Here is a 12677-nt window from a genome sequence, read left to right as displayed (position 1 = left end):
CGCAGGGCAGGCCCAGCGGCACGCCCACCGCAGGGGGCGGCGTCACCGCAGGGGCAGGGTCACCGCCACCCGCCACTCGCCGTCCTTCACCCCCGCCTTCGCCTCGCCGCCCAGCAGCGCGGCCCGTTCGCGGATGCCGCGCAGGCCGCTGCCCGAGCCGGGGACGGCCTGCGGCCGGCCTTCCGGCAGCGGGTTGGTGACCAGGAGGCGCAGCCGGGACCGCTCCGCCGTCACCCGGACCTCGACGGGCACCTGGCCCGCGTGCCGCAGCGCGTTCGTCAGGGCCTCCTGGAGCATCCGGTACGCCTCCCGCGAGACGGGCCCGGGCAGTTCCTCCACGGAGCCGGTGATCTCGGCGTCCACGCGCGCGCCCGAGGAACGGGCCGAGTCCAGGAGGCGGACGGCCTCGTCGAGACCGGGGCTGGCGCCGCGCGGCCGGCCCGTCTCGCGCAGCAGGAGCAGCACCCGCTCCAGGTCCTCCAGGGCCGCCCGGCCGGTCTCCTCGATGGTCGCGAGCGCCCGGTCGGTGAACTCGGGGTCCTTCGCCGCCCGCGCGGCGCCCGCCTGCACCACGGCCAGGGTGAGGGCGTGGCCCAGCGAGTCGTGCAGCTCGCGGGCGATCCGGTTGCGCTCCAGGAGCCGTTCCGTGCGCTCCTCCAGGGCCGTCATGCGCTCCTTCACGGACGGGCCGAGGAGCCGGCGCGCGGTCCGCGTGTCCAGCCGGCCGGCGCCGACGACCAGCGCGAGGAGGGCGAGCAGGGGGAGCGGCGCGAGGGCGGGCAGGCCCAGGTCCGGGGCGGGGGTGAGGGCGGCGAGCAGCGGCTCCTCCACGACCGCGCCCGCCAGCACGAGCGTGCACTGCGGCAGCCAGATCGACGCCAGCAGGACCGCGAGGCCCGCCTCCATCCGGAAGACCAGCCACAGGGCGGTCCTCCCCCGATCTGTCCAGGACGCCGACGGGGTCGCCGAGATGCCGGTGGCGGCGTCGGTCGCGCGCCGCACGCGCGCGTGCTTGCCGGGAAGCAGCATCAGGCGCGCCTGGAGGCCCTCGGCGCGGCGGGCCGAGGGGAGGAGGGCGATCGCCGCGACGGGCGGGACGGGCAGGGCGGCCACGATCAGCCATTCCGCGAGGCCCGGGTCGGTCAGGCCGGGATAGACGAGGCCGGCGGCGAGCGGCACGATCGCGCCGACCATCAGGTGCAGCCACCGGGTGTAGGTGACCGCGCGGACCAACGGCCGTACGAGGCTCAGGAGGGACAGCGGCGGAGCGGACATTCGGTGATCATCTCAAGGGGTGGTACGGGGGCGGCTCCCCCGCACGGGGGAGACGGTCCCCTCCGGCAGGGGATGGCCGGAGACCGCCCGGCGGCGAGGCTTGAGCCATGACCAGCATCGAGATCAAGAACCTCACCAAGGAGTACGGCGGCAGGACCACGACCCGGGCCGTGGACGACCTCACGTTCCGTGTCGAGCCCGGCCGCGTCACCGGGTTCCTGGGCCCGAACGGGGCCGGGAAGTCCACCACCATGCGGCTCGTCCTCGGTCTCGACCGGCCCACCTCGGGCACCGCCACCGTCGGCGGCCGTCTCTACACGACGCTCGACGAGCCGTTGCGGACGGTCGGCGCCCTCCTCGACGCGCAGGCGGCGCACCCGTCCCGGACCGGCCGGGACCATCTGCGCTTCCTCGCCGCGAGCAACGGCCTGCCGGCCCGCCGGGTCGACGAGGTGCTGGCGGAGACGGGCCTGGAGCCGGCCGCCCGCCGCCGGATCCGCGGCTACTCGCTGGGCATGCGGCAGCGGCTCGGCATCGCCGCCGCGCTCCTGGGCGACCCGCGGGTGCTGATGCTGGACGAGCCGGCCAACGGCCTGGACCCGGAGGGCATCGTCTGGATCCGCGAGCTGCTGCGCCGGCTGGCCGCCGAGGGCCGGACGGTGCTGGTCTCCAGCCACCTCATGAACGAGACCGCGACCTTCGCCGACCACCTGGTGGTGCTGGGCCGCGGCCGGCTCCTCGCGGACGTGCCGACGCGGGAGTTCATCGACGCCCACAGCCAGGCGCGGGTGCGGGTGCGCACCGGCGATCCGGTCCGGCTGCGGGCCACGCTCCTGGCGAAGGGGTGGACGGTCGGCGCCTCCGCCGACGCGGACGGCCGGTGGGTGGTGGAGGGCGCCTCCGCCGAGGAGATCGGGGCGGTCACCGCCCGCGAGGGCATCCCGGTCTTCGAACTCGCCGACGAGCGCGCCTCGCTGGAGCAGGCGTACCTGGCCCTCACCTCGGACGCCGCCGAGTTCACCGCCCGCACCCCCCAGGAGGTCTGACCGTGTCCACCACCACCACCGCGCCCGCGCCCGTCCGCGCCGCCGTCACCGTCCGGACGGCCCTGGCCTCCGAGTGGATCAAGATCCGTTCGGTCCGGGCGAGCTTCGGGTCCCTGATCGCCGTGGTCGGCGTCGCGCTGGGGCTCAGCGCGCTGATCTTCCCGCTGATCGGCCAGGCGGAGGCCGAGAACGGCGAGGACATCCTCTTCGGGATCTTCTATCCGATGAACTTCGTGCAGATCGCCGCCATCTCCTTCGGCGCGACCGCCGCCTCCTCCGAGTTCCTGAACGGCGCGCTGCGGAACTCCCTGGCGGCCGTGCCGAACCGGACCCTGTTGTACGGGGCGAAGACCGCGGTCGCGGCGGCGGTCTCGCTCGTCGCGGGCCTGGCGGCGGGCTTCGGCATCTTCCTCACGGCCAACGCCTTCCTGGGGAAGTACGCCCTCGGACTCGGCGACCCGGGCGCCCTGCGCGCGTGCGTCGGCGCCGGCGTCTACCTCGCCCTCATGGCCCTGTTCTCCCTCGGCCTGACGTTCCTGCTGCGCAGCGCGGTGGCGGTGCTGAGCATCATGATCCCGTTCATCCTCATCGTCTCCTTCGTCGTCGGAGGAGTCTCCGAGGGCGCCGCCATGTGGCTGCCCGACCACGCCGGCCAGCAGATCCTCCACCAGAACCCCACCGGCCCCCTGGGCCCCTGGACGGGCCTCGGCGTGATGGCCCTGTGGACGGCGGCGGCCCTCGCGGCGGGCTGGTGGTCCCTGCGCCGCCGGGACGCCTGAGCCGGCACGGCGGCAGCCCCGAAGATCCCGGGGATCACGGAAATTAATCGCTTGTCGCGGCCCCCGAGGGGTTCGTAGGGTGTGGGTACACGCGAAAGGAGGTGATCCGAAAAAATGGTTTCTTTTCGGACTCGTGAGGTGACTGCGGGCTAAGGCCTGCCGTCGCACGATGTGCACCTCGGCAGGCCAGCTGCCGAAACCCAAGCAGTCACCCGACCCGTGGGCCGCCGGTAAGTCCGGCCGGCTCCCGTCCGAACCTAGGCGGACGGGACCAAAGGCCCACGGGTCGTCTGCGTGTTCAGGCCCCTGAGGCTCAGGGAGCCAGGCGTTCCACGTGCCAGCCGTCCGTCCCGCGGACGTAGCGGAGACGGTCGTGGAGGCGGTTCTCGTGGCCCTGCCAGAACTCGACCGTCTCCGGGACGACGCGGAAGCCGCCCCACTGCGGGGGCACCGGGACCTGCTCGCTGTCCGGGTAGCGGGCGGCCAGTTCCTCGTAACGGGCCAGCAGCTCCTCGCGGGAGGCGATCACCGACGACTGCTCGCTCGCCCAGGCGCCCAGCTGGGAGCCGTGCGGCCGGGTGCGGAAGTAGGCGGCGGTCTCGTCGCGGCCGGTGCGGGCGGCGCGGCCGGTGACGATCACCTGGCGGGCCAGCGGGTGCCAGGGGAAGAGCAGCGAGACGTACGGGTTGGCGGCCAGCTCGGTGCCCTTGCGGGAGCCGTAGTTGGTGAAGAAGACGAAGCCGGCGTCGTCGTAGTGCTTGAGCAGGACCGTCCGGGACGAGGGACGGCCCTCGGGGGTGGCGGTCGAGACGACCATCGCGTTCGGCTCGTGGATCGCCGGGCTGGCGGCGGTCTCCTTGAACCAGGTCCCGAACTGCTGCATCGGTTCGGGTGCGAGGTCGGCCGCGGTCAGTTCCTTGGTGCGGTACTGCTCGCGCATGGCGGCGGGGTCCAGGGCGTCGGTCACGGGGCCATCCTGCCGCAGCGCCCCAGTGTGCCCGCCACGGCGGGGCGCCAATCCTTCGTCGCCGGTTCGGCGCAGTGTGCCGGATGTCACGCTTCCCCGCATCATCGGAACCGTACAGACTCATCGGCTGGATGACTGTTCAGTCCCACCAGCGACCGCCGTTAGGTTGATCGATCATCGATAGAGGGAGCCGCCTGATGTCCGACTTCGTACCGGGCCTCGAAGGAGTCGTCGCGTTCGAGACCGAGATCGCCGAGCCCGACAAGGAGGGCGGCGCGCTGCGCTACCGCGGGGTCGACATCGAGGACCTCGTCGGCCACGTCTCCTTCGGCAACGTGTGGGGTCTGCTCGTCGACGGCGCCTTCAACCCCGGCCTGCCGGCCGCCGAACCCTTCCCGATCCCGGTCCACTCCGGCGACATCCGGGTCGACGTGCAGTCCGCGCTCGCCATGCTCGCCCCGGTGTGGGGCCTCAAACCGCTCCTCGACATCTCGGCCGAGCAGGCCCGCGACGACCTCGCCCGCGCCGCCGTCATGGCCCTCTCCTACGTCGCCCAGTCGGCGCGCGGCCAGGGTCTGCCGATGGTGCCGCAGAGCGAGATCGACAAGGCCGAGTCCGTCGTCGAGCGGTTCATGATCCGCTGGCGCGGCGAGCCGGACCCGAAGCACGTCAAGGCCGTCGACGCCTACTGGACCTCGGCCGCCGAGCACGGCATGAACGCCTCCACCTTCACCGCCCGCGTCATCGCCTCCACCGGCGCCGACGTGGCCGCCTCCCTCTCCGGCGCCGTCGGCGCCATGTCCGGCCCGCTGCACGGCGGCGCGCCGTCCCGCGTCCTCGGCATGGTCGAGGAGATCGAGCGGACCGGCGACGCCACCGCCTGGGTGAAGCAGGCCCTCGACAAGGGCGAGCGCCTGATGGGCTTCGGCCACCGCGTCTACCGCGCCGAGGACCCGCGCGCCCGGGTGCTGCGCCGGACCGCGAAGGAGCTGGACGCGCCGCGGTACGAGGTGGCCGCCGCGCTGGAGAAGGCCGCTCTGGAGGAGCTGCACAACCGCCGTCCGGACCGGGTGCTCGCGACGAACGTCGAGTTCTGGGCGGCGATCGTGCTGGACTTCGCCGAGGTCCCGGCGCACATGTTCACGTCGATGTTCACCTGTGCCCGGACGGCCGGCTGGTCGGCGCACATCCTGGAGCAGAAGCGCACCGGCCGCCTGGTCCGCCCGTCGGCCCGCTACACGGGCCCCGGCCGCCGGGACCCGCGCGACATCGAGGGCTACGCCGACATCGCCGGCTGAGCCCCTCCGGACCGGCGCCCCTAGAGCTGCTGGTCCCGGCGGAGGAGGAGGTCCGCGTGGTGGCGCGCCGCGACCAGCGGGTGCGCGCGGACCTTCCCCTTCAGCTCGTTGCGGCCGTACTCCGCGTAGAGCGGGTTGGCCGGGTCGACCGTCACGCCCGGCGCCCGGTCGGCGTACGGGAAGTCGAGCGGGGCGATCCGGGCGTCGAGCCGCGGGTTGTAGAAGAACGGGACGGAGTACCGCTCCGTCGCGCCGGGCGGGGAGACCACCCGGTGGTTGGTGGCGACCAGATAGCCGTTCGTCGCGACTTCGAGGAGTTCGCCGAGGTTGACGACGAAGGCGCCGGGCAGCGGCGGCACGTCGTGGAAGTTCCCGTCCTCCCGCTGCACCTGGAGCCCGCCGACCTGGTCCTGGAGCAGCAGCGTCAGGAAGCCGTAGTCCTTGTGGGCGCCGACGCCCTGGTCGTCGCCGTCGCCGCTGCTGCCGGGGTAGCGCACCAGCTTGAGGTGCGGGTGGGCGCGGGGCCCGAAGATGTCGGCGTAGAAGTCCTCGCGGGCGCCGATCGAGGCGAGCAGTTCACGCAGCAGCTTCTCGGCGACGCCGCTGAGCCGGTCGATCCAGTGCAGGGCGGCGGTGCGCAGCTCGGGCAGGGCCTCGGGCCACTGGTTGGGGCCCTGCAGCCACCAGTACGGGGGCTCCCAGGGCGCGGGCGCGCGGGCGGGCCGCTCGGCGCCGATGTCGAGCTGGTCGCGCCAGTCGCGGGCGCCGCCGGTCTGCTCGTCGCCGACCCGGGTGTAGCCGCGGAAGTGCGGCGAGTTGAGGTTGTCGACGGCGCGCCGGTCGGCCTCGGGGAGGGCGAAGAAGGCGTGCATGGCGTCGGTGAGGGCCCGGGTCTCGGCCTCGGTCACGCCGTGTCCGACGAGCTGGAAGAAGCCGACGTCGTGCGCGGCGGAGTGCAGCTGGGCGTGGAGCAGCCGGCGGGCGTGCGGGCCGCGGTCGGCGGCGGAGAGGTCGACGATGGGGAGCTGCGAGGGATACGACGAGGAGGGGGTCGTGGGGGCGGCGGTGGGTGCGCTGAGGCTCATGGATGCGTCCGCGGGGTGTACGGGTCCCGGGGCGGCCGCCGGGGTGGGGCGGGGGCCGCGGGTGCCGGTCGACAGGGGTCGGTTCGGGGACCCTGCGGGGCGGGCTTGTGGTGCCCCTCGGGTCAGGCGGCGCGGCGACAGCTCATGCTCGTGACGCGGACGAAGTCCACGTGACGGCGGCGTACGAGCAGAGGCATGCGACCAGCGTACTGCGGAGGGCGCCGTTCGCCTGTGGCCCGCGTCACAGCGGATCGAGGGGGTCGGGGTCTGGCCGTGGGGACGGCTCGTACGCGAAGATCGCCGCCTTGCATGTCACGCGCATGCCAATCATCTCGTCGCCGCGTCCCCGCGCAGGAGGATGTCCATGACCGCCCGCCGCACCACCCGCCGCCTCCTGGCCGCCGCCGTCGTCACCCTGGCCGCCGCCTCGCTGACCCCCGCGGCCACGGCCGGCGCCGCCGCCCCCGCGCCCGCGCCGCAGGCCCGCGTCTTCATGGTCAACCCGGTCCAGGCGACCGGTGACCAGTCGCTCGCCGACCACAAGGACGCGGTCACCGACGTGCCCGCCTCCGCCTACGCCCTCGCCACCCTCCGCAACCTCGACGCGAGCGGCGGCCTCTCCGGGAGGTGGGCCGCCGTCCGCTCCGAGACCGGCAACCCGGCGAAGGTCGCCCTGGCCGCCTCGTACGACCGCTCCGACGACGAGTTCGAGCAGGTCATGGCGTACTTCTGGGTCAACGAGGGCCAGGAGTACCTGCAGAGCCTCGGCTTCGGCACCGAGCTGCCCGGCGCCAACGACCGCGTCCAGCCCGTCCGCCTCAACCAGTGGGGCGCCGACAACTCCTACTTCACCGACAAGAAGGCCGAGATCCGCTTCGGCAAGGGCGGGGTGGACGACGCCGAGGACGCCGAGGTGATCCTCCACGAGTACGGCCACGCCGTGCACCACGCCCAGGTCCCCGGCTTCGGCACCTCCGTCGAGGCCGGCTCCATCGGCGAGGCCTTCGGCGACTACCTCGCCGTCGCCGTCGGCAACCACGCCGTCGCCAAGTACGGCTGGCCGATGAAGGCCGACGAGGCGTGCGTCGCCGACTGGGACGCCACCGGCTACAGCGCCGCCCCGCACTGCCTGCGCCGCCTCGACGGCACCAAGACCTACGCCGACCGCGAGGGCGAGGTCCACGCCGACGGCGAGATCTGGTCCCGCGCCCTCTTCGACATCCGCAAGGCCCTCGGCGCCCGCACCGCCGACCGGATCATCGTCAACGCCCAGTTCGGCTTCGCGCCCGACACCAGCTTCGAGGCCGCCGCCCGCACCACGATCGCCACCGCGCAGCGCATGTACGGCACGCAGGCCGCCGCCGCCGTGCGGGACGCCTTCCGGGCGCGGGAGATCCCCGGCGTCTGACCTGTCGCCGGAGCGGAGGCGTACGGCACAGTGGACGGCGTGCTGATCACCGTCGCGGACGTCGAAGCCGCTGCCGAACGCCTCACCGGACACGTCGTACGGACCCCGACCCTCCCCAGCCCCGGGCTGACCGAACTGCTCGGCGCCGACGTCACCGTCAAGCTGGAACTCCTCCAGCGCACCGGCTCGTTCAAGGCCCGCGGGGCCGCCGCCAAGCTCCTCGCGCTCGGCCCCGCCGAGCGCGAGGCGGGCGTCGTCGCCGTCAGCGGCGGCAACCACGGCATCGGGCTCGCCGTCATGGCCGGCGCGCTCGGGGTCCGCGCCACGGTCGTCATGCCCCGGTCCGCGCCCGCCCGCGCCGTCGACCGGGCCCGGGCCGCCGGGGCCGAGGTGCGCGTCGCCGCCACCATGAAGGAGGCCTTCGCCCTCATGGAGGAGCTGTGCGACGAGGGCCTCACCCTGGTCCACCCCTTCGACGACCCGCTGGTCGTCGCCGCCCAGGGCACCGTCGCCCTGGAGATGGCCGAGGACGCCGGGGAGCTCACCGACGTCCTCGTCAGCATCGGCGGCGGGGCGCTGATCTCCGGCGTCGCCACCGCGCTGCGCGCCCGCCGCCCCGGCGTGCGGGTCTGGGGCGTGGAGACCGACGGCGCGCACGCCATGACGGCCGCGCTGACCGCCGGCGGACCGGTGCCGGTCGAGCTGACCTCGGTGGTCAGCACGCTGAGCGCCCCCACGGTCTCCGCGCTCACCCACGCGCACGCGGCCGCGCTGGTCGAGGACGTGATCACGGTCTCCGACGCGGAGGCCGTCCGCGGCACCCTCGACCTCGCCGAACACGCCAAGGTCTGGGCCGAGCCCGCCGCCGGCTGCCTCCTCCCGGCGGCCCGCACGGTCCTCGACCGGGTCGGCCCCGGCGCCCGCCTGGGCCTGGTCGTCTGCGGCGGCAACGCGACCACGGCCGACGTCGCCGCCTGGGCGGACCGCTTCGGGGTCGGCTGACCCCCGCGCGTCCCGATCCCCTACGCGTCGGCCAGGGCCTCGTCGATCAGGCGGGCCCACTGGGCCACCACCCGGTCGCGGCGGGTCGTGTCGTCGCTGAGGAGGGTGGCCAGGCCGAGGCCGCGGCCCATGTCGAGGAGGCCCTGGACGGTCTCCCGCACCCCGGGCCGCGACTCGTCGGCACCGAGCAGCTCGACGGCGATCCGGTGCGACTCGCGGCCCACCCGGGCCTCCAGCTCCGCGACCCGGTCGCGGAGCTGGTCCTCGTGCGCGGCCGCCACCCACAGCTGGAGCGCGGCCCGGAAGAGCGGCCCGGTGAAGAGGCCGACGAGGGCGGCGACGGTCTGCGCCCGGTCGTCGGTGGGCAGCGCCCGCAGCGCCTGCGAGCGCTCCTCCGCGACGTACTCGACCGCCGCCGTGAACAGGTCCTCGCGGGTCGGGAAGTGGTGCTGGGCGGCGCCCCGCGACACGCCCGCCCGCTCGGCGACCACGGCCACCGTGGAGCCCGCCCAGCCGTACTCGGCGAGGCAGGCCACGGCGGCCTCCAGGAGCCGCTGCCGGGTGGCGCGGCTCCGGTCCTGCTTGGGGCTCCGGTCGGACGCCGCGGGTCCGTCGTGCCGGGGCGCGGTCACAGCCGCCATTCGGGGTCCCGTCGTTCGAGGAAGGCCGTCATGCCCTCGCGCGCCTCGGCGGAGGCGAAGAGCGTGGCCGATCTCTGCACGAGTTCCTCCGCGTCGCGCTCGAAGGTCTCCAGGACTCTAGCGGTGACCAGCCGCTTCGCCTCGCGCAGCCCCTGCGGCGAGCCGGCCCGCAGACCGTCCAGGATGGCGCCGAGCTCGTCGTCGCCGGCCGTGACGAGGCCCATGGCCCGCGCCTCGGGGACGCCGAACCGCTCGCCCGTCAGGTAGTGCCGGGCCGCCGCCCTCGGCTCCAGGCGCGGCAGCAGGGTCAGCGAGATCACCGCCGGCGCCACCCCGATCCGTACCTCGGTGAGCGCGAAGTCCGCCCCCTCCCCCGCCACCACGACGTCACAGGCGCCCAGCAGCCCGAGGCCGCCCGCGCGGGCCCGGCCGCCGGCCGTGACGTGCCCGACGACCGGTTTGGGCAGCTCCACCACCTGCCGGAGCAGGTCGACGAAGGCGTACGGGCTCGGCGGCGCCTTCAGGTCCGCGCCCGCGCTGAACGTGGTGCCCGTGTGGGTGAGCACCACCGCGCGCACGGCGGGGTCCTTCCCCGCCGCCGCCAGCGCCTCGCCGAGCTCGGCGACGAGCGCGGCCGACAGGGCGTTGCGGGTGTCCGGGGAGTCGAGGGCGAGGGTGGCGATCCCCCGCTCCTCGGTGACGGCGATCAGGCTGCTCATGTACGGCCCCTCAGTTCTCGCGCGGCTCCCGCAGCTCGCGCCGCAGGATCTTTCCGGAGGCGGCCCGGGGCACCGCCTCGACGAACTCGACGGCCCGGACCTTCTTGTACGGGGAGACCCGGGCGGCCACATGGGCCATGACCTCCTCGGCGGTCAGCCCGGGCGCGGCCGGCTGGCGCACCACGAACGCCTTGGGCACCTCCGTCCCGTCGGCGTCCGTCACCCCGATGACGGCGGCGTCGGCGACGCCCTCGTGGGTGAGGAGGAGGGCCTCCAGCTCGGCCGGGGCGACCTGGAAGCCCTTGTACTTGATGAGTTCCTTCACCCGGTCGACGACGTACAGCCAGCCGTCGGCGTCGACCCGTCCGATGTCGCCGGTGTGCACCCACCCGTCGGCGTCGATCATGGCGGCGGTGGCGTCCGGCCGCCCCAGGTACCCCTTCATCACCTGCGGGCCCCGGATGGCGATCTCGCCCTCCTCCCCCGGCGCGGCGTCCTTCGACGGGTCGTCGAGCGACAGGATCCGCATCTCGGTGGAGGGCAGCAGCCTGCCGACGGTGCCGGGCGGAGGGTTCTCGACGGACAGCGGCGTGACGTGGGTCCCCGGGGACAGCTCGGTCATCCCGTACGCCTGCCGCACCGGCGGCAGTCCGAGCCGCGCCGAGCACGCCTGCGCGAGCGCCGCGTCGAGCGGGGCGGCGGCGGAGACGATGTACTCCAGCGAGGACAGGTCGTAGTCGGCGACGGCCGGGTGCTTGGCGAGCGCGAGGACGATCGGCGGCGCCACGTACAGGGCGTTGATGCGGTGCTTCTGGATGGCGCCGAGGAAGGTGTCGAGCTCGAAGCGGGGCAGGACGACGACGGTGGCGCCCTTGCGGAGCGGCGCGTTCATCAGGGCCGTGAGGCCGTAGATGTGGAAGAAGGGCAGGACGGCCAGGATCCGGTCGCCCGGCCCCATCGGGATGAACGGCTCCAGCTGCGCCAGGTTGGTCGCGATGGAGGCGTGGGTGAGCATCACGCCCTTGGGGACGCCGGTGGTGCCGGAGGAGTACGGGAGGGCGGCGACGTCCTCGGCGGGGTCGACGGCGATCTCCGGCTCGGGCGCGGTCGAGCCGAGGAACTCCTGGAGCGACCTGGTGCCGTCCGCGGCCGTGTCGCAGACGAAGATCTCCTCGATGCCGCCCGCGAGTGCGGCGGCGGCCCGGGCGGCCGGCAGCAGCGGCGAGACGGTGACGATCCAGCGCGCGGCCGAGTCGCGCAGCTGCTTGGCGAACTCCTCGGGCGTGGCCAGCGGGTGGACCGTGGTGACGGAGGCGCCGGCGCGGGTGGCGGCGTAGAAGGCGACCGGGAAGAGCACGGTGTTGGGGCTGTGCAGGGCGAGCACGTCCCCCTTCCGCACCCCGGCCTCCGCGAGCCCGGCGGCGACCCGCCGGTGGAAGGCGTCCACCTGCGCGTACGTCAGGGACAGCTCCCCGGCGCCGTCGACCAGCGCGGGCGCGTCGCCGAAGGCGGCGGCCCCGCCGAGGACGGCGTCGTGGATGGGGAGCGACAGGGCGGGGACGGGCTCGTACGCGCTGTGGAACACCATGCGTGACCTCCTGGAGAGGTGGGAAGGTGGTCGCCAGGATCGCCTGTGCGGGCACCGCCTGGGGAGACCCTGTCAGCCCCCCGTAAAACAATCAAGCATGCCTGCATGGTTTATCGGGGGGCCGTACGCGCGCACGGGCGGGTCACTCGCAGGCGATGCCGTCGCCGTCGCGGTCCAGGTGGCTGCCGTAGCCGGGGTCGCCGATGCGGATGGGGTCGGCGCCGGCGGCGCGGACGGCCGTGCAGTTGGCGTAGTAGACCTGCTCGGGCTCCGGCTCGGCCGTCTCCGGCGGCTGGGTGGTCTGGACGGGCTTCGGGGCCCGCGTGGTCGGGGCCTGGGTCGTGGGCTCGGGGGCCCGGGTCGTCGGCTCGGGGGCCCGCGTGGTGGGCGGCTCGGTCGTGGGCTCCGGCGTCGGGGTCGGCGTCGGCGTGGGCGCCTCGGTCGTCGGCTCCGGGGTCGGCGAGGCGGTGGTCGGCTCCACGGTCGGCGTCGGCGTCGGTGTCGGGGTCGGCGTCGGTGTCGGGGTCGGCGTCGGGGTGGCCGTCGCCGACGCCGTCACCGCCGGCTTCGGGTCGTCGCCCGGCGTCTTCTCCTTCTCCGGTTCGCTGACCAGGATCAGCAGGAACCACAGGCCGGAGAGCACCGACGCCACGATCTTCGTCCGGGTCGTCCACCGGCCCAGCCACGCCAGGGCTATGCCCGCCGGCGGGAACACCACGAGCAGCGTGATGATCAGTGCCGGGTGCTGCCACCACCGGCGCGGGGGCTGCCACGCCGGGGCGGGCTGGTACGGGTTGGTCTGCGGGTACACGCGCGGCTCCAGGGCCTGAAGGGACGACGGCACCGAGCGGGGTGCCGTGGCCGTGGAT

12 protein-coding genes are annotated in these 12677 nt (G+C 74.4%); 5 read left to right on the top strand and 7 right to left on the bottom strand.

Translation table 11 applies throughout. The features are described 5' to 3' along the window. Positions 1-42: 42 nt before the first annotated feature. Positions 43-1275, bottom strand: a complete 1233-nt coding sequence (locus ABFY03_RS21745) for a sensor histidine kinase (RefSeq protein ID WP_346170658.1) — start codon at positions 1273-1275, stop codon at positions 43-45. A 107-nt stretch (positions 1276-1382) separates the two neighbouring features. Here ABFY03_RS21745 and ABFY03_RS21740 point away from each other — a divergent pair, with 107 nt between their 5' ends. Both ABFY03_RS21740 and ABFY03_RS21735 read left to right on the top strand, forming a co-directional pair. Then, positions 1383-2321, top strand: a complete 939-nt coding sequence (locus ABFY03_RS21740; RefSeq protein WP_346170657.1) for an ABC transporter ATP-binding protein — start codon at positions 1383-1385, stop codon at positions 2319-2321. Positions 2322-2323: 2 nt separating this feature from the next. Continuing rightward, positions 2324-3100, top strand: a complete 777-nt coding sequence (locus ABFY03_RS21735) for an ABC transporter permease (RefSeq protein WP_346170656.1) — start codon at positions 2324-2326, stop codon at positions 3098-3100. A gap of 313 nt (positions 3101-3413) precedes the next feature. On the opposite strand, the gene pdxH is transcribed toward ABFY03_RS21735, so the two are convergent. Beyond that, positions 3414-4067 carry a pyridoxamine 5'-phosphate oxidase gene (gene pdxH, locus ABFY03_RS21730; RefSeq protein ID WP_386723710.1) on the bottom strand — a complete coding sequence of 218 codons (654 nt, stop codon included), beginning with the start codon at positions 4065-4067 and terminating at the stop codon, positions 3414-3416. A gap of 197 nt (positions 4068-4264) precedes the next feature. Between pdxH and ABFY03_RS21725 the strand changes: the two genes are divergently transcribed. Then, positions 4265-5365, top strand: coding sequence for a citrate synthase 2 (locus ABFY03_RS21725; protein ID WP_319012111.1), 1101 nt, complete (start codon positions 4265-4267; stop codon positions 5363-5365). A 20-nt stretch (positions 5366-5385) separates the two neighbouring features. Here ABFY03_RS21725 and ABFY03_RS21720 read toward each other — a convergent pair whose 3' ends face one another. Then, on the bottom strand, positions 5386-6450 hold the full coding sequence (locus tag ABFY03_RS21720) for an isopenicillin N synthase family dioxygenase (RefSeq protein ID WP_319012110.1): 1065 nt from the start codon (positions 6448-6450) through the stop codon (positions 5386-5388). 364 nt (positions 6451-6814) lie between these two features. Between ABFY03_RS21720 and ABFY03_RS21715 the strand changes: the two genes are divergently transcribed. Continuing rightward, positions 6815-7858 carry a M4 family metallopeptidase gene (locus ABFY03_RS21715; RefSeq protein WP_319012109.1) on the top strand — a complete coding sequence of 348 codons (1044 nt, stop codon included), beginning with the start codon at positions 6815-6817 and terminating at the stop codon, positions 7856-7858. Between the two features lie 42 nt (positions 7859-7900). Then, entirely contained in the window at positions 7901-8860 is a 960-nt protein-coding gene (locus ABFY03_RS21710; RefSeq protein ID WP_346172282.1) for a threonine ammonia-lyase, read from the top strand. Positions 8861-8880: 20 nt separating this feature from the next. Here ABFY03_RS21710 and ABFY03_RS21705 read toward each other — a convergent pair whose 3' ends face one another. The 4 genes from ABFY03_RS21705 to ABFY03_RS21690 all read right to left on the bottom strand — a co-directional run bounded on the left by ABFY03_RS21705 (position 8881) and on the right by ABFY03_RS21690 (position 12619). Further along, positions 8881-9501: a TetR/AcrR family transcriptional regulator gene (locus ABFY03_RS21705; protein WP_319012108.1), complete on the bottom strand. Its 621-nt coding sequence runs from the start codon at positions 9499-9501 to the stop codon at positions 8881-8883. Then, positions 9489-10220 (bottom strand): enoyl-CoA hydratase family protein, encoded by a 732-nt coding sequence (locus tag ABFY03_RS21700; protein WP_319012107.1) that lies wholly within the window; start codon positions 10218-10220, stop codon positions 9489-9491. Before ABFY03_RS21700 ends, ABFY03_RS21705 begins: the two co-directional genes overlap by 13 nt. Before the next feature lie 10 nt (positions 10221-10230). After that, on the bottom strand, positions 10231-11808 hold the full coding sequence (locus ABFY03_RS21695; RefSeq protein ID WP_319012106.1) for an AMP-binding protein: 1578 nt from the start codon (positions 11806-11808) through the stop codon (positions 10231-10233). A gap of 142 nt (positions 11809-11950) precedes the next feature. Beyond that, entirely contained in the window at positions 11951-12619 is a 669-nt protein-coding gene (locus ABFY03_RS21690) for an excalibur calcium-binding domain-containing protein (protein ID WP_346170655.1), read from the bottom strand. Between the last annotated feature and the right edge of the window lie 58 nt (positions 12620-12677).

This window comes from Streptomyces roseofulvus (genome assembly GCF_039534915.1).
Taxonomy (GTDB): Bacteria; Actinomycetota; Actinomycetes; order Streptomycetales; family Streptomycetaceae; genus Streptomyces; species Streptomyces roseofulvus.
Note: the sequence above shows the minus strand (reverse complement) of the source record. Positions and strands in the feature narration are given on the sequence as shown.